Origin of the sequence: Gemmatimonas sp. (assembly GCF_044344655.1) — a bacterium.
Classification (GTDB): Bacteria; Gemmatimonadota; Gemmatimonadetes; order Gemmatimonadales; family Gemmatimonadaceae; genus Gemmatimonas.
Map to the genome: position 1 here is coordinate 38,160 of NZ_JBIJCN010000007.1, position 16,424 is coordinate 54,583.

18 protein-coding genes are annotated in these 16,424 nt (G+C 68.5%); 8 read left to right on the forward strand and 10 right to left on the reverse strand.

From position 1 onward, the window contains the following. Positions 1–59: 59 nt before the first annotated feature. From ACIQ51_RS03940 to ACIQ51_RS03950, 3 genes are all read right to left on the reverse strand, one after another. Complete coding sequence (locus ACIQ51_RS03940; RefSeq protein ID WP_396203707.1) at positions 60–1,538, reverse strand: cytochrome c peroxidase; 1,479 nt, start codon at positions 1,536–1,538, stop codon at positions 60–62. A gap of 196 nt (positions 1,539–1,734) precedes the next feature. Then, positions 1,735–1,989, reverse strand: a complete 255-nt coding sequence (locus ACIQ51_RS03945; RefSeq protein ID WP_396203708.1) for a hypothetical protein — start codon at positions 1,987–1,989, stop codon at positions 1,735–1,737. A 133-nt stretch (positions 1,990–2,122) separates the two neighbouring features. Beyond that, positions 2,123–3,469 (reverse strand): thymidine phosphorylase, encoded by a 1,347-nt coding sequence (locus ACIQ51_RS03950; RefSeq protein ID WP_396203709.1) that lies wholly within the window; start codon positions 3,467–3,469, stop codon positions 2,123–2,125. A 5-nt stretch (positions 3,470–3,474) separates the two neighbouring features. Between ACIQ51_RS03950 and ACIQ51_RS03955 the strand changes: the two genes are divergently transcribed. Next, a complete protein-coding gene (locus tag ACIQ51_RS03955) occupies positions 3,475–4,242 on the forward strand; it encodes a hypothetical protein (RefSeq protein ID WP_396203710.1) in 768 nt (255 codons plus the stop codon). Positions 4,243–4,305: 63 nt separating this feature from the next. On the opposite strand, the gene ACIQ51_RS03960 is transcribed toward ACIQ51_RS03955, so the two are convergent. After that, positions 4,306–4,626, reverse strand: a complete 321-nt coding sequence (locus tag ACIQ51_RS03960) for a YtxH domain-containing protein (protein WP_396203711.1) — start codon at positions 4,624–4,626, stop codon at positions 4,306–4,308. Between the two features lie 94 nt (positions 4,627–4,720). On the opposite strand from ACIQ51_RS03960, the gene ligA reads away from it, so the two are divergent. Next, the gene (ligA, locus tag ACIQ51_RS03965; protein ID WP_396203712.1) at positions 4,721–6,748 is read left to right on the forward strand and encodes an NAD-dependent DNA ligase LigA; all 2,028 of its coding nucleotides are present in this window, start codon (positions 4,721–4,723) and stop codon (positions 6,746–6,748) included. 77 nt (positions 6,749–6,825) lie between these two features. Beyond that, on the forward strand, positions 6,826–7,374 hold the full coding sequence (locus ACIQ51_RS03970; protein WP_396203713.1) for a hypothetical protein: 549 nt from the start codon (positions 6,826–6,828) through the stop codon (positions 7,372–7,374). A gap of 65 nt (positions 7,375–7,439) precedes the next feature. Here ACIQ51_RS03970 and ACIQ51_RS03975 read toward each other — a convergent pair whose 3' ends face one another. Beyond that, positions 7,440–7,979 (reverse strand): phosphoribosyltransferase, encoded by a 540-nt coding sequence (locus ACIQ51_RS03975; protein ID WP_396203714.1) that lies wholly within the window; start codon positions 7,977–7,979, stop codon positions 7,440–7,442. A gap of 194 nt (positions 7,980–8,173) precedes the next feature. Here ACIQ51_RS03975 and ACIQ51_RS03980 point away from each other — a divergent pair, with 194 nt between their 5' ends. The 4 genes from ACIQ51_RS03980 to ACIQ51_RS03995 all read left to right on the forward strand — a co-directional run bounded on the left by ACIQ51_RS03980 (position 8,174) and on the right by ACIQ51_RS03995 (position 12,390). Then, positions 8,174–8,671 carry a tetratricopeptide repeat protein gene (locus tag ACIQ51_RS03980; protein WP_396203715.1) on the forward strand — a complete coding sequence of 166 codons (498 nt, stop codon included), beginning with the start codon at positions 8,174–8,176 and terminating at the stop codon, positions 8,669–8,671. A 1-nt stretch (position 8,672) separates the two neighbouring features. Then, entirely contained in the window at positions 8,673–9,440 is a 768-nt protein-coding gene (locus tag ACIQ51_RS03985) for a ParA family protein (RefSeq protein ID WP_396203716.1), read from the forward strand. 50 nt (positions 9,441–9,490) lie between these two features. Further along, positions 9,491–10,306, forward strand: a complete 816-nt coding sequence (locus ACIQ51_RS03990; protein WP_396203717.1) for a hypothetical protein — start codon at positions 9,491–9,493, stop codon at positions 10,304–10,306. A 197-nt stretch (positions 10,307–10,503) separates the two neighbouring features. Continuing rightward, on the forward strand, positions 10,504–12,390 hold the full coding sequence (locus tag ACIQ51_RS03995) for an AMP-dependent synthetase/ligase (RefSeq protein ID WP_396203718.1): 1,887 nt from the start codon (positions 10,504–10,506) through the stop codon (positions 12,388–12,390). Between the two features lie 6 nt (positions 12,391–12,396). On the opposite strand, the gene ACIQ51_RS04000 is transcribed toward ACIQ51_RS03995, so the two are convergent. The 4 genes from ACIQ51_RS04000 to ACIQ51_RS04015 all read right to left on the reverse strand — a co-directional run bounded on the left by ACIQ51_RS04000 (position 12,397) and on the right by ACIQ51_RS04015 (position 14,921). Then, positions 12,397–13,032, reverse strand: coding sequence for a hypothetical protein (locus ACIQ51_RS04000; protein ID WP_396203719.1), 636 nt, complete (start codon positions 13,030–13,032; stop codon positions 12,397–12,399). 93 nt (positions 13,033–13,125) lie between these two features. Then, the gene (locus ACIQ51_RS04005; protein WP_396203720.1) at positions 13,126–13,839 is read right to left on the reverse strand and encodes an SDR family oxidoreductase; all 714 of its coding nucleotides are present in this window, start codon (positions 13,837–13,839) and stop codon (positions 13,126–13,128) included. Between the two features lie 16 nt (positions 13,840–13,855). Further along, positions 13,856–14,401: a GTP cyclohydrolase I FolE gene (gene folE / locus ACIQ51_RS04010; protein ID WP_396203752.1), complete on the reverse strand. Its 546-nt coding sequence runs from the start codon at positions 14,399–14,401 to the stop codon at positions 13,856–13,858. A 106-nt stretch (positions 14,402–14,507) separates the two neighbouring features. Next, positions 14,508–14,921, reverse strand: coding sequence for a 6-carboxytetrahydropterin synthase (locus ACIQ51_RS04015; protein WP_396203721.1), 414 nt, complete (start codon positions 14,919–14,921; stop codon positions 14,508–14,510). A gap of 335 nt (positions 14,922–15,256) precedes the next feature. Here ACIQ51_RS04015 and ACIQ51_RS04020 point away from each other — a divergent pair, with 335 nt between their 5' ends. Next, complete coding sequence (locus ACIQ51_RS04020; RefSeq protein ID WP_396203722.1) at positions 15,257–15,424, forward strand: hypothetical protein; 168 nt, start codon at positions 15,257–15,259, stop codon at positions 15,422–15,424. Positions 15,425–15,444: 20 nt separating this feature from the next. Here the strand turns inward: ACIQ51_RS04020 and ACIQ51_RS04025 are convergent, their stop codons facing one another. Continuing rightward, on the reverse strand, positions 15,445–16,422 hold the full coding sequence (locus ACIQ51_RS04025) for a GNAT family N-acetyltransferase (RefSeq protein ID WP_396203723.1): 978 nt from the start codon (positions 16,420–16,422) through the stop codon (positions 15,445–15,447). Positions 16,423–16,424 lie beyond the last annotated feature (2 nt).

Sequence of the window (16,424 nt, forward strand, 5' to 3'; positions counted from 1 at the left end):
GGCGCACAGCACAAGCGGCCCCGGTTCGATGAACCGGGGCCGCTTTTCCGTTTGACGCGCTATCGCGCGAACGGATTCGCGAAGCGCGGATCGGTGAGGACGGTGACGTCGGTGAAGGTCTTCATGAACGCCACCAGCGCATTGCGCTCCTCGGCCGTGAGGTTGAGGCGCAGCGGCTGGCCTTGTGGCCCGCCCGGCCCACCCGGCGGTACGCGCAGGCGGGGATCGAGCCCCGGGTTGTCCTGCACACCGCGATCGTAGAAGTCCACCACTTGCTCGAGCGTGCGGAAGCGCCCGTCGTGCATGTACGGCGCGCGCACCTCCACGTTGCGGAGCGACGGCGCCTTGAAGCGGCCGTTCCCTGCCCCGACGTCGGTGATGGTGGCATCGAGGCCGGTGTTGTGCACGGCGTCACTGATGTGCGCGTTGGTGCCATGGCAGCGCGCGCAGCCGGCGCGACCGCTGTAGAGCTGCTGCCCGAGCAGCTCCTGAGCCGTGAAGGTACCCGCGAAGTCCGGGATGCCCGCCGGCGAGAAGGCGCGATCGAACTTCGCGTCGGTGCTCACCAGCGACCGGACGAATTGGGCGAGGGCGAGCCCCACCCGCTCGGTCGTGATGGTGCGCGACCCGAACGCGGCCTCGAAGAGCGCGGGATAGTACGGCGTGAGCGACAGCTTGGTCTGCAGTTGCTCGAGGGTGAGTCCCATCTCCGTCACGTCCTGGATGGGCTGCAGCACCTGCTGTTCGAGTGTGGCGGCGCGCTCATCCCAGAAAAAGCGACCGCTCACGTAGAAGCGGGCATTCACGAGCCCCATGCTGTGGCGCCCGGTCAGCCCGCCCTGAAAGCCACGACTGAGCCGCGCAGTATCGCTAAAGGCGAACGCCTGCTGATGGCACGACGAGCACGACACCCGATCGTTCGACGAGAGGCGACGGTCGTAGAAGAGCACACGTCCAAGCGTGGCGCCGGCATCGGTGATGGCGTTGCCCGCGGGCGTGTTGTCGGCGCCGATGGCGGACCCCGCCCCACCCGCCGCGTTTTGCGCGAAGTGCCGCGGCAAGGGCCGGCGCGCATCGCTGTAGGCGGCCAACGCTACCGGCAGCGTGGGGGTGGTGAGATCGGCGCCGAACACCACGATCGTGAACGACTGCGAGGCCGTGCGCCCGGTGGTGTCGCGCGCGGTCACGGTGACGGTCTGAAGACCCGCCGCCGCCGGCACGCCGCTAATCTCGCCGCCGCTGGCGCTCAGGCCGTTGCTGCTCCCGACGAACGTGACCACGTAGGTGAGCCCCGTGCGCCGCGGATCGCTGAATACGGCGCCGCCCCTGCTGGCGTCATAGCGGAAGGGCACCCCCACCATCGCGGCCTGGGACGCATTGGGCGCCAGCACGGTGATCGCTTCGGTGTTCACCACGGGCGTGGTGGGCGTGGTCACCGGGGGCGTCACGATGGGCGTGGTGGCCGCATCGCCGGCACACGCCGATGCGGCGAGTGCGATGGCCGTGCAACGCAACGTGAAGCGGACGCGGAGCATCATCGGTAGACCCTCAGGCGGGAGCCGTTCGGCCCGGATGCTCCGGTTGCCGTTCGGCTGGTTGTGACGGGCGACACGTAACTGCCGTGGAGACCCTACCTCTGCGGGCGCTTCACCTGTCGGTCGGGCGCGCGGGACAATGAAAAACCCGGTCGCTGGCAGAGGCCAACGACCGGGCAATCACCGCAGCGGGTGCCACTCACGGCGTGGTGAACTGCCCCTTGGCCTGACGGCTCAACTGGCGCGAGAAATTCAGCACGACGGTGATGAGCGCACCAAAGAGCGCGGTAAACGCGACGTAGCAGATGGTCGTCACCGTGGGCTCCATGCCACCCGTGGGGCTGGGCGTGGCGACGGACATCAGCAGGCCGTACAGGCCGATCAGCGGCAGCGCGGCAGCCGCGAGCACGAGGCTGAGGAGCTTGTTGGTGGATGCGGGGACGGACGCAGGCATCGCGAAGCGGACAGGGGCGCCGAGGCACCGGTGAACGTGGCGCGGCCGGAGGGGCCGCCGACTCTTCGAAACTAGACGGTCTGGTGGAGAACAGGGAGTGGGGGGCACCGGTTCCGCTCCCCGCCCGGGCCGATCAGCGTCCGTCGTCCCAGCACTCCACGCCCGCGCCGGTCACCCGGTGGGAGATGAGGGGGAGCGGCGGGTCGGCGTCGTCAACGTCGTCGGCCAGCCGAATGGCGAGGTCGAGCGCGGCGCGTCCCGCGTCCAACCCGTTCTGGTCCTGCGCCAGGATCGTGGCCAGCGGATCACCTTCCCGAACGATGTCGCCCGGACGGGCGGTGATCACGAACCCCACGGCGGGATGGACCGTGTCTTCTACGCGCGTGCGGCCGCCGCCAAGGGCGGTGATGCCGCGCCCCACCGCCCGCGGCTCCACCTGCGCGATCGTCCCGGATCGTGGGGCGCGGTACAGCGCGCGCGCGGGGGCCTGGGGAAGCAGTCCGGGGTCGTCCACGACCGCGGGGTTGCCCCCCTGCGCCTCGATGATCGCCTGGAACAGGCGGGCCGCGCGGCCGCTGGCGATGGCCTCCTCCATCCGCGTGCGAGCGTCGTCGCGGTCGCGGGCGGCGCCCCCCAGCACCAGCATGTCGGCGCCCAGCGCGTAGGTGACGGCCATCAGATCGGCGGGGCCGGTGCCGCGGAGCGCCATGATGGCCTCCTCGACCTCAACGGCGTTACCGCAGGCGCGCCCCAGCGGGCGGTCCATGGCGGTGAGCAGCGCCACCACGGGACACCCGTGATCGGCACCGAGGGCGATCATGGTCTTCGCCAACTCGAGGCCACGATCGAGTTCGGGCAGAAAGGCGCCGGAGCCGCGCTTCACATCGAGGACCAGCCCGGTGAGCCCTTCGGCGAGCTTCTTCGACATGATGCTGGCCGCGATGAGTGGAATGCTTTCCACGGTGGCGGTGGCATCGCGCAACGCGTACAGCTTGCGGTCGGCGGGAGCGATCTCCGACGTCTGGCCGAGCATCGCGCATTGGTGCCGCACCAACAGCGCCTCCGCCTCCTGGATCGAGATCCCGGTGCGGAACCCTGGGATCGCCTCGAGCTTGTCGAGGGTACCACCGGTGTGTCCGAGGCCGCGCCCCGACATCATGGGGACGGCCACGCCGCATGCGGCCACCAGCGGTGCGAGCACGAGCGAGACCTTGTCACCCACCCCACCGGTGGAATGCTTGTCCACCCGGCCCACGGCGAGGTGGTCGAGATGGAGTCTGGCCCCACTCTCGAGCATCGCGTTGGTGAGCTGCCCGATTTCGTCGCGATCGAGCCCCACGAAGAAGATGGCCATCGCCAGGGCGGCCATCTGGTAGTCGGGCACCTCGCCCGCCGCATACTGATTCATCAGCACGCGCCATTCGCCGGCAGAAAGACGTCCGCCGTTCCGCTTCCGTTCGATCAGTGTCCGTACTTCCATACGTCATGCCAACCTACACCGACTTCCGTTCCGCCGCACGGGACGCACTGACGCGGATCGCGGCGCCCGCTCGGCGGTTCACCGTACCGTCGTGGGCACTCCTGCTGTGTGCGGCGATGTGCACCGCCGCGGGGCGCACGGCAGGGGCGCAGCCGGCGCCGTCGGCGGAACCGCGCAGCTACGCGGCCCTGTGGCAGGCGGCGATGGTGGCGGTAGACGCCGGGGAGTTCGAACGCAACGAGGCGAAACGCAAGGCGCTCTATGCCAGCGCGACCGACTACGCGAAGCAGGCGATCGCGCTCAATCCCGGCGATGCGGAGGGGCACTTTCACCTGAGCCGCGCGCTTGGCCGGACGGCACTGGCCCTCGGGCCGCGTGAGCGTGTGACGTACGGCATCGCGGTGCGCGAGCATGCGCTCGAGGCGCTGCGTCTCGCGCCGCGTCATCCAGGGGCGCTGCACGTGATGGGCGTGTGGCACACCCAAGTGATGCGCCTTAACGGGCTGTCGCGTACGGTGGCGAAGGCGTTCCTCGGCGGGCAGGTGTTCGGCAGCGCCAGCTGGACCGAGGCGGTGCGGTATCTCGAACAGGCGGTGCAGATCGAACCATCCCGGCTGGTGCACCGGCTGGATCTGGCGCGTGTGTACCGCGACGTGGGGCGGACGGCCGACGCGAAAGCGGCGTATCGCGCCGCGATCGCGTGTCCGACGACCGACGTGAACGACGCCACCTACCGGGCGCAGGCCGAAGCCGAGTTGCGCGCATTGCGCTGAGGCGCATTGCGCTGAGGCGCGCTGCGCTGAGGCGCATTGCGCTGAGGCGCGCTGCGCTGAGGCTTACCGGGCGAGTCCCGCGCGCGCGTCGGCCACTGCTTGGCGACTGCGCTTGAGACCACGGCGGGCTAAACGGCGCGCCAAGCGATCGGTGTCGTGCCTGAGGTCGGCCACAGCATCGGCGCCGCGCGTGTAGAGGCGCCGCGCCCCGCGCGTGAGCTGACGGCGGGTGTCTTCCCCGCTGGCGGGCGCCAGGAGCAGCGCGGCGCCGGCCCCGATCGCGGCGCCGATGAGCATCCCGAGCCCGAGGGTCCGGCGATCCATGCGACGCGTGTCCTGCTCCATCTCCTCGTCCCACTCCTGGTCGTGCGTTGGCTGGTACATACCACCTCCCGCGCCATGGCGCGCTAGCGTTGGTGAATCGGGCACCTCCACGCTCGGTTGCCATGAGGCGGCGCGCCAGCGGTAAATTCCCGACATGTCTGCCGTCCCTTCTGCCATTGCCTCGCGGGCAGCCGAGCTCCGCGATGAGCTCGCCCGCGCGCAGCACGCGTACTACGTGCTCGATCACCCCGCGCTCTCGGATCAGACGTACGATCGCCTGTTCCGTGAACTGCAGGGCCTCGAGCGGGAATACCCCGGCCTGCAGACGGACGATTCACCGACCCAGCGCGTGGGCGCGCCCGTACAGTCGGCGTTCCAGTCGCATCGGCACCTCGTACGCATGCTGTCGCTCGACAATGCGTTCGACCAGGCTGAGCTCCAGGCGTGGGAGCAATCGATCGAGCGGGTGGTCGGTGACGCGATTCACCGGAGCGGCTACACGGTGGAGCTCAAGATCGACGGGGCGGCGGTGGCACTCACCTATCGTGACGGCGTGTTGGTGACCGCGGCCACGCGCGGCGACGGCACTGCGGGTGAAGACGTGACGCTCAATATCCGCACGATCCGCGGCGTGCCGCTGCGACTGCAGGGCGAGGGGCATCCGCCGCTGCTCGAGATCCGCGGCGAGGTGTACCTGCCGTTTGCGGGGTTCGAGCAGATGAACGCGGCGCGTGTGGCGGCGGGCGAACCGGTGTACGTGAACCCGCGCAATGCCGCGGCGGGCTCGATGCGTCAGCTGGACCCCAACATCACGGCGCAGCGTCCGCTGCGGTTCTTCGGCTACGCGGCGGTCCTGCCCGACGGTAGCGCGCCGGTGCGCACGCAGTGGGCCTTGCTGGAAACGCTCGCCGGCTGGGGCATTCCGGTGGCGCCGCATCGCCAGCGCTGCCATACGATCGAGGAGGTGAGCGCCTGGGCTCACACCATCGAGCACGACACACGCGCGGTGCTCGGCTTCGCGATCGACGGCGGTGTGGTGAAGGTGAACGACATGGCGCTGCAGGACGAGCTGGGGATTCGCAACGACCGCACGCCGCGCTGGGCGGTCGCGCGCAAGTTCGCGCCCGACATGGCCGTCACGACGCTGCTGAAGATCGACGTGAACGTGGGACGCACGGGGGTGCTCACGCCGTTCGCGGTGCTCGATCCCGTCGAGGTGGGCGGTGCGACGGTCACGTACGCCTCGCTGCACAACGCCGACCAGATCGCGGCGAAAGACTTGCGTGAGGGCGACCTGGTGCAGGTGGTACGCGCCGGCGACGTGATTCCCTATGTGCTGGGGCCGGTCCCGGAGAAGCGCACGGGCGATGAAGTCCCATGGCAGCTCCCCACGGTGTGCCCGCGTTGCAGCGGCCCGGTCGTGCGTTTCGGCGACGACGTGGCGAGCTACTGCACCAACGTGTCGTGCCCCGGCCGTCAGCTCGAGGGGCTGGTGCACTTCGCGAGCAAGGAAGCGATGGACATCGATGGCCTGTCGTACGCGCGCATTCAGCAACTGCTGGATGCGGCCTACGTGCACGACGTCGCTGACCTGTTCGACGTGACGGTGGAGCAGCTGGTGGCGCTCGAGCGATTCGGTGCGAAGAGTGCCGAACAGCTTGTGGCGGCCATCGCGACGGCGAAACAGCAGCCGTTGTCGCGCCTGCTCTTTGCGCTCGGCATTCGCCACGTAGGCGCGCAGGCGGCGCAATTGCTGGCGCGGCAGTTCGGCTCCCTCGATGCGATGCGGGCCGCAAGCCCGGAGCAGCTGGGCATGGTGCGCGGCATCGGCGACACGATCGCCGAGAGCGTGGCGGAGTACTTCGCTGACCCCACGGCGCGCGCCCTGCTGGACCGGTTGCGCGCGCGCGGGGTGCGCACCGACGAACCGCACGCGGTGCAGGCGGAGGGGCCGCTCACGGGGGCGACGATCGTGCTCACGGGCACGCTGCCGACGCTGAGCCGCGGCGAAGCGACGGCGCTGATCGAGCGCGCAGGTGGGCGCGTGACGAGCAGCGTGTCGAAGAAGACCACGTTCGTGGTGGCCGGCGACGAGGCCGGCAGTAAACTTGACAAGGCTCGTGAGCTCGGCGTGCCGGTACTCGACGAGGCTGAGCTGCTCGTACGGGCCGGCGCGGTCTAGGGCGTGATGGCGGCGGAGGCCCGACCCACGCGGAACCGCTTGACGTGACGGCGCGAGATGGCGAGCGTCACCGTGGTATGAGCTCAGCCACGCCATCGCCCCGCACCGTCGCCCTCCCTGTCGCGTTCTTCGCGGGGTTGGGCCAGTCCACCCTCGCCGGGAGTGGCAGCGCCGGCGCGCTGCCCGCCGACGCGATCCGCGACGCCGGGTACGCTGCCGGAACGGCGCTCTTCGACCACTTCGCGCAGTGGCTCGCCGAGCATGGTGAGGCGCGCCCCGCCGAACTCGCCGACGAACGCTTCCCGTGGCTGCTCGAAGCGTTCTTCCGCCACATCGGCTGGGGGCGCGTGCAGCTTCACCCCCTCACCGACGCCGTGCTGGCGCTCGACGCGAGCGACTGGAGCGAGAGCTCCAACGGACCGAGCGGCTGTCTCGTGAGCACCGGCCTCTTTGCCGGCTTCTTCGGTCGCCTAGCCGACGCGCCCATCAGCGTGCTCGAAGTGGGACACCCGGTGGCCGATCCAAGCCGTGCCCGCTTTCTCCTCGGCTCCGTCGAGGTGATGGGCTACGTGTGGGACGCCATGGAACGTGGTATGCCGTACGACCGGGCCGTGGCGAGCGTCTGACCCCTGGCTGGCCGGCGCCGGCGCGACAGCGACAGCGACAGCGACAGCGACAGCGACAGCTACAGCTACAGCAACGGGTCCGGCAGCAGCCCCGCGTACTTCGGATTGGGCCGCAGTTCGCCGTCCAGGAACACTTCCCGATCCCACGGCAGCACGATCATCGCCTGCGTGGCCAACGCGTGGTAGTCCGGGGCATAGCTTCCGGTGCGGATGCTGACCGCCGTGCGCACCTCACGGGCCCCCGCGTTCACGATCGCGCCCACGGCGAGACGGAGCGTGGCGCCGGACTCGCAGGTTTCGTCGACCAGCAGCACCCGCTGACCGCGCACGTCGGCAGGAGCGGCGCCGAAGACCGCCGGCGTGTCCCGCACCGACTCGGCGTGATACCGCCTCGAAATCAGAATCGAGTGAAACGGCAGGTCGAGCATGGCCGCCACCGCCGCCCCCGGCACCACGCCGGCGGTGGCCACCCCCACCACCACATCGGGCATCCACTCGCGCGCGACCCGAATCGCCAACGCGCGCGAGAGTTCGCCGAACAGCGGCCAATCGACCATCAGCACCCCCTTGGAGGGATCGGGGGCGTACGGCTGCGGTGCAGGCATGGGCTGGCTCCGGTAAGGGCTCTCTGAGTCTACCCCCGGCCCGGTGGACGCGCCAATCAGGGGACGTCCGCCGGGTACCGCGGCTTGTAGGCGACCCGCCCCGCCGATAGGTTTGCGACGTTGGCTCCGTGCGGACGAAACAATCAGGCTCGTGCTTCGCCGCATCCCTTTCCCTCACGATTCACCGCGCGCGCATGACTTGGTGGCGCCGCCTCGTGGGCGGCTCGTCCCGACGTGATTCGAAGCGGCCGGACTTTCTGGCCGAAGCGCTCGATCTTGAGGCGCGTGGCGATTACGCCAACGCGCTCACGTCGTATCGCCTCGCGTTGCGCGAGCACCCCGAAGATTTGCGGGTGCTGCAAAACATCGCGATCGCGTTCTCCAAGACGGGCCAGCCGGAAGAGGCCATCCGCACGTATCGTCGTGCGCTGCAGATCGATCCCGATCTCGCCGGCGCGCACTACGGGCTCGCCTTCCTGCTGCTCAAGCGCAGCGACACCGCGCACACCGGCATGCACCTCGAGGCGTTCCTGCGCACCACCAGCCCCACCGATGCCGCGTCGGCCAAGTTCCGCGCACACGCGGAGCGTACGCTGACCGAACTCGCGAACCTGTCCAACACCCCCCCGGACGCAGTGCCACCGGCGGCCCATGACGGCAGCGGCGCACACACGCCGCAGGACGAGGGCTGACGTGGGACGCGTCCTTTCGATCGTGAGCCAGAAGGGCGGCGTGGGCAAGACCACCACCGCCGTGAACCTCGCTGTCGCCTTCGCACGGCGCGGGCTGAAGACGCTCCTCGTGGACGTCGACCCGCAGGGCGCGGTGCGCTACGGCGTGGGGCTGCGTCGCGGCCATCCCACCGCGGGCTTCGATGACTACCTGCGCGGCGAGCGGGCGCTCCGCGAGGTGATCCTGCCCACCGCCTTGCCGTGGCTGCGCGTGATTCTCGCCGGCAGCGTGAGCGACGCCGCCGATCATTCGGACTTCCAGAAGGCCGTGGGCGAAACCACCGTGCTCGGCGATCTGCTGGCCATGGCGCGCGAACGCTGTCACGTGGTGCTGGTCGACACTCCGCCAGGTCTCGGTGCCGTCACGCGACGCGTGCTCGCCGCCAGCCAGCATGTGGTGGTGCCACTCCAATGTGAACCGCTCGCGCTGCAGACGACGCCGCAGATCCTCCGCGCCATTCAGGATATGGTGAGCGAGAATGAGGAGCTCACCCTCGAGGGCATCCTGCTCACGATGTACGAGGAAGGGAACCCGGCGACGGAGCGGGTGGTGCACTACGTCCGTCGGCACCTGCCGCAGCATCTGGTGTTCGACGTGCCGGTGCCACGCACGCCGGCCACGGCCGACGCGTTCGCCGCCGGCCAGCCGGTGGTGCTGCGCGCGCCTGCCGATCCGGCCAGTCAGGCGTATGTGAACATCGCGACGCGTCTCGCCGAACGCTTCACGTGACGCCGAGCCACACGCACCGCGCCGCAGCACGTGCCCGCGGCGCCCGCCTCATGCTTGGGACCCTCGTCGCGGTGGTGACGGGCACCGCGTGTGCGGAAGTCGGCACCGCCCCCGACGTGCCCGCCGCGATCGAGCTGCCCCCGTTTGCCTACCCCAGCGTGGTCGTGGGCGACACCATGCGCGACGAACTCGGCAAGGCGGTCCCCATCCGCGCCATCGTGCGCAACTCCGCCGGCGCGGAGATCGTCGGTGCCCCCGCGCGGTTTCTGTATGCCGACTTCAATCGCGATTCCGCCTTCCGCGTGGACTCGGCGAGCGGCTTCATCGTGGCCCGCAAGACACTCACCGAAGGGCGCATCGCCGCGCGGATCGGGGCGTCGTTGCAGGTCCTGCGCCCCCTCACCGCGACCATCCGCCCCGACACCGCCTCCGCGGGCGGCGTCCCCGCGGCGCTCGTGACCATCCAGCCCGACACCGGGAAAGCGCGCGCGCAGTCCAACACCACCGGCGATCTGTCGGTGATCGTGCGCAACCGCACCGGCGCGGAGCTGACGGGCGTTCAGGGCTGGTTGGTACGCTTTCAAATCCTCCGGCCGGCCAATCTGCCCAACGATACCGCCGCCGCCGTCTATCTCGTGGACGACCAGCAGCGGGCCTCCACGCTCGATACCACCAACTCGAGCGGTCAGGCCGCGCGTCGGGTGCGCGTGCGGGCCGCGCTCTTTCCCGCGGCACAAGGCACGAGCCGCGTGACTGATACCGTGGTGGTGCAGGCCACGGTGCTCTACAAGGGGCGGCCCGTCCCGGGCGCCCCCATTCGCCTCGCGGCGCCCGTGGTGCGGCCAGCGACCGGCGGAAGCAACTAACACCGCCCTGATCCACCCGCCCTGATCCACCCGCGCATTCCACGGGGTGAGAACAGGCCGGCGGCACGGCGTGGGGAAGTCAACGCACTCGCGCGCGTCGTGCCCCGCCACCAAGTTTCCGGTGCCTACCCCGGGGTTCAGGTAGCGTGCGTCCTCCGACGCGCCCCTGCCCCAGATCAGACACGTTGGAGAAGGCGATGACTTCGCTGCCGTCCTCAGCCGTTCCGTCCCTCAGCAACACCCTCGTGGGTATCCCGTCACCGCTCACGTCGGTCGTTGGCGGCCCGCGTCTCGCGCCGGGAACCATCAACGCGCTCTTCTTCGATGCCGTCGAGCGGTTCGATCGCGCCGACGCCCTGATGTACAAGGTGGACGGCGTCTGGGAGCCCACCAGCCATCGCACCATCCTCGAACGCGTGCGACGGACCGCACTGGGCCTCGCGCGTCTTGGCATCGTGGCGCAGGATCGGGTGGGGCTGCTGTCGGAAAATCGCCCGGAGTGGCTGATCGCAGACTACGCATGCCTGCTGAGCTCTGTCACCGACGTCCCGATCTATCCCACGCTCCCCGGCGAGCAGATCCCGTACATCCTGAACAACTCGGGCGCACGCGCGATCTTCGTGTCCACCCCCGAGCAGGCGCGCAAGGTGGCGCAGGTGCGCGCCGAGGCGCCCGCGTTGCAGTGGATCATCGGGTTCGCGGCCACCAAGGCCGACGGCTGTGATCTCACCCTCGCCGAACTCGAGGCGCTCGGCGCCCAGGACGATTCGCCGGAGCGTGCAACCACGTTCAAGCAGGCGGCACTCGAGGTATTGCCCGAGCAGCTTGTCACGCTGATCTACACATCGGGCACCACGGGCAATCCCAAGGGCGTGATGCTCACGCAGGACAACCTGTACTCCAATGTGCAGGCCACGAAGAATACGATGCCGGTGACCACCGCCGACACCGCGCTCAGCTTCCTGCCCCTGAGCCACATCTTCGAGCGCACCGGCGACTACTTCCTCTTTGCCAACGGGGTACGGATCGCCTACGCCGAGTCGGTGGATACGGTCCCGGTCAACATGAGCGAAGTGAAGCCGTCGCTCATGATGAGCGTGCCGCGCCTGTACGAGAAGATCTATGCGCGCGTGCTCGACAATGCGCTCTCCTCGGGCGGCCTCAAAACGCAGATCTTCTTCTGGGCCAAGGGTGTGGGTGACCGCTGGGCGACGGCAACACTGGCCGGGCGCCAACCGGGCGGCCTGCTTGGCCTGCAGTACCGCATTGCCGACAAGCTGGTGTTCTCGAAGCTGCGCGAACGCACGGGCGGCAACATCCGCTACTTCATCTCCGGCGGCGCACCGCTCTCACCCGAAATCGCCAAGTTCTTCTACTCGGCGGGGCTCATCATCCTCGAGGGATACGGGCTCACCGAGACCTCACCCGTCATCTCGGCCAACAACCTCAAGGACTATCGCCTCGGCAGTGTGGGTAAGCCGATCGCCGGCGTGGAAGTGCGGATTGCAGCGGACGGTGAGATTCTCACGCGCGGACCGCACGTGATGCGCGGCTACTACAACAACGCGCAGGCCACCGCCGACGCCATCACGAGCGACGGCTGGTTCCTCACCGGCGACATCGGCGTGATCGAGGACGGGTTTCTGCGCATCACCGATCGCAAGAAAGACATCATCGTGACGGCCGGCGGCAAGAACATCGCACCGCAGCCGATCGAGAACATGCTCAAGACCAACAAGTATGTCTCGCAGGCGGTGATGATCGGCGACAAGCGCAAGTTCCCCATCGTGCTGATCGTGCCCGACTGGGATCAGCTGGAGAAATGGGCCGCGCACAAGCAGATCGTATGGACGTCGCGCGCCGAACTGATGGCGATGCCGACGGTCCAGGCCAAGATCGAGAAGGAAGTCAAGGAGCAGCTCAAGGGGCTCGCCAGCTTCGAAATGCCCAAGAAGGTGAAGCTGATCGAACATGACTTCAGCATCGAGCGTGGCGAGCTCACGCCGACCCTCAAGGTGAAGCGCCGCGTGATCGACCAAACGTACAAGGCACAGATCGACGAACTGTACGTGGGCGCTGACTGACTTCGGTCAGCCCACCGCGTCCGGCGCGCGTCGGCGGAGCTCTACGAGCCCGCTGGCGCGCGTTGTCACTTCTGCGACCCACTCGTGCGCGTCGCGCGCGAGTTCCTTCACGCCCGCCGGCACCGGCGTGTCGACCGGCGCCATGATGCGCCCGCCCGTCCGCACGGCGCGCACGATGCTGTCGAGCATGTCGGGCGCCGCGTGCGCCGCATCGATGGCCGCCCCGGCCAGCGTCTCCACACCGAGCGGCACACGACCCGTCACTTCAATGGCACTGTACGCCGCGGCTGGCACCGCGGCATCACGCGGGGCATTCACCCACACCTGCGGCCCCGACACCACATCAGCGAGTCTGGCGCCAGCCGCGGCATACACACCGGCGAGCAGGACTGGGAACGCGCCGTCCGTGATGTGCAGCAGCGCGGCGACCCGCATCGCATCCGGGGACGTCGCCTGTTCGAGCACGGTGACCGTGTCGAATTGCGCGACACCACCGGCGACCACGAACTCGGCGCCGCAGCTGGGACAGGCGAGATCCGCTTCGATGAGATAGGGCCCGTCTGCACGATGGACCATGGCCACCAGCCATGCTTCCTCATGGGCCCGCGGGCAACGCAGCGAGTCGAGCAAATCGCGGAGCATGCCTGAAGAGTGACGTGCTGCCGCAGCGTAGGGAAGGCACGCGATATCGATCCGCGCGTGCCCGCGGCATCCGCATGTTGCCGTGCCGGGCCGTTACGCCCGACTGATCCGCAATTCGTCCACGTTCACGTGCGGGGGGCGCGTCACGGCCCAGAGCACGGCGTCGGCCACGTCCTCGGCGCGCAGCATGCTGGCGCGGGGCGGGAAGCCCGGGGTGTTATCGGGGTCGACCGGGTCCCAGATCGGCGTGTCCGTGGCGGCCGGCGATACGAGTGTGGTGCGCACGCCGGTCCTGGCACATTCCTCACGCAGCACTTCGTGCAGCGCGCGTGCGCCGAACTTGCTGGCGGAGTAGGCGCCGTTGCCGCCGAAGATGCGGCGGTCGGCCACGGAGCCGATCGTCACCACGTGCCCACGGCCGCGCGCGCGCATGCCGGGGAGCACGCCGTGCAACACCCGGAATGGGGCACTCAGATTGGCCGCCAACGTGCGTTCGAAGGAGTCGGGCGTGGTGTCCAGCACGGGGGCCAGCGGAAACACGCCGGCGTTGTTGACGAGGATGTCGATCGCCCCGCCGGCGGTCGCCACGACTTCGCCGAGCAGCGCCTGCAGCGCCGCGGCGTCGGTCACGTCACACACGTGGGCGCTGGCCAGCCCCCCACACTCGGCGGCGGCCGTTTCGAGATCGGCACGCGTACGCGCCAGCAGAAACACGCGCGCCCCCGCCATGGCGAGGGCGCGTGCCGTCGCGCGGCCGATGCCGCGCGAGGCGCCTGTCACGAGAGCCGTCTGTCCGCTCAGCGACATGGAGGACCGTGGCCCGTCAGTATTGCGTGGGCGCGTGGGCGAGGCGCAGGAACTCACTGCGCGTCTTGGCGTCATCGCGGAAGAGCCCGCGCATCGACGACGTGATCGTCCGCGAGCTCTGCTTCTCCACGCCCCGCATCATCATGCAGAGATGCACGGCTTCGATGACGACGCCCACGCCCTTGGGCTGGAGCGTCTCCTCGAGCGCGTCGGCGATCTGCTCACCAAGCCGCTCCTGCACCTGCAACCGGCGGGCGAACACTTCCACCACGCGCGGCAGCTTGGACAGCCCCACGATCTTGCCGTTGGGGATGTAGGCGATGTGCACCTTGCCAAAGAACGGCAGCATGTGATGTTCGCACATCGAGTACATCTCGATATCACGCACCATCACCATGTTGTGGTGGTTCTCGTCGAACAACGCGTCGCCGATGACCTCGGCCGCCGTCTGGTTGTAGCCGCGCGTGAGCCACATCATCGCCTTCGCCACACGACTCGGCGTTTTCAGCAGCCCATCGCGATCGGGATCCTCTCCCATCAGCTCGAGCTGGCGACGCACCATCGTTTCGTATTCGACGAGGTTGCCGTCGACGGCAAAGTCGTCCGGATCCACCACGTTGACGGCCGCTCGGCCCGACGACACCCCGGTCACAGGTCGGATCACGTCCTTACTCCCCTTCGTAGTCGACATAGTTGTTCTCGGTTTCCCAGAGGCGCAGGCGAACCAGCTGTGCAGGCGCGATCGCCGGAGCGAGCACACTCCACATGGCCACAACCACATTCTCCGTGGTCGGGTTGATTCCCTGCATATACGGAACGTCGATGTTGAAGTTGCGATGATCGGTTTGGTCGATCACCTCGCGTTCGACGACGTCGCGCAACTGCCCCAGGTCGATCACGTAGCCCGTCCGCTCGTCCACCGGTCCCCGGACCGACACTTCCAACTCGTAGTTGTGGCCGTGCCAGTTGGGATTGTTGCACTTGCCGAACAGACGGGTGTTCTCGCTGTCGGGGAGGGCGGGATTGTGGACGCGGTGTGCCGCATTGAAGCGGAGACGGCGCGTCACGGTGACGATTGGCATGGGGGGTAAAGCCGCCGGACAGGGAAATGGTTCCGTCGGCACCCGAAATATGCCCGAAACACGGAAGCCCCGCCACAGGGGCGGGGCTCCGCGACAATACGGGAACGAAGAGGGTGATCTTGAAGCCCAAAGAAAAAAGTAAGACTCTCACCGCGCTACCGCCTTCCCCGCACTGGGGCATGACGTTTACTCGTGTGTTGAATCCCTTCCAAGGACTTATCGGCTCAAGAAGTAAAGCCTCTCCGCCCCGCGCCAGCGCAACGGCTCTGGGAACGACGCATATAGTAGGAGGGTGTCACGGAACGCGCAATGCGAACCTGTTGTACATTTCGCGCATGGACCTCACTCTGATTCTCGGTGGCCTGTTGCTGCTCGTCTGGGGCGGCCTGACCGTCACCACCGACGCGCCCGGCTGGGTACATCTGCTCCTCACCGCTGGTGTCTTCCTGATCATCTGGCGCATCGTGGTGCGCGGCACGCCATCAGGCCCCACCCGCAAGTAACGGCAACGGCGGCGCGCCCGTCAGATCTCCCAGTTGGAGAGCACCATCCCCTCCACGGGGGCCACCTCGCTCCAGCCGTGCGCACACATGCGCAAATCGGTCCACCGCACGCGGGCACCGAGCGACACCAGCGTTCGATACGCGTCGGGGTAGTCACCCTGTAGACGCACCGCCAACCGCCGCGCGCCCGATCGGTGTGCGCAGGTGGTGAGCGCCCCCAGCATCCGGGGCAGATCGGCGCGATGCGCCAGCACGAGCTTGAGCACCCGCAACTCGTCGCGTGAGCGCCCCTCCACCAACGGCGTGATGTGGCAGAGCGCGAACCCCACGAGGCTGCCGTCCCGCTCAAGCAGGATCGTGTCGCCCAGCGCGAGGCGGTCGGTGAGTTCGAGTTCACGCGTGAAGTCGTAACCCGGCGCCACGCGCGTGGTGAGCGCCAGGCACGAGGCGATCATCGTCCGCTTCTCGTCTTGGGGCAGCGCCGCCAAGGTGCGGGGCGGACGGTCGCCCGAGGCAGCGTCGAGCGTGAGCGTAACGGTGAGCGGTCCCGGCACGAAGCCGAGGTTCGAATAGAAGCCGATGTTGTCCATCGTGCGCGGCATCGTCTCGAGCCCAATCACCTTGGCGTGCTGCAGGCGCAGCCAGCGCAGCCCCGCCTGCACGATCACCTTCCCCAGCCCCATCCCCTGTTGGTCCGGGCGCACGCACAGCGGACCCATCCACCCTTCGGTGCCGGAGTGATGCACCATGTTGAACGCCACGATGCGCGCACGCTCGTCACGCCAGTACAGGGCGCCGTCTCCGGCATCCTCGATCGCGTACTGCCAGATGGACGGATGCAGCGGCGGCACGCGCACCCCCGTCATGCCGTCCTTCCGGTAGCGCTCCGTGAACGCCTCCGTAAACACCTCGTTGAGCTGCACGATGTCGCCCACGGTCGCCACGAACGGACCCTCCACCGGGCGCGCACGGCGAAACGGTCGCGACGTGACGGTCATCG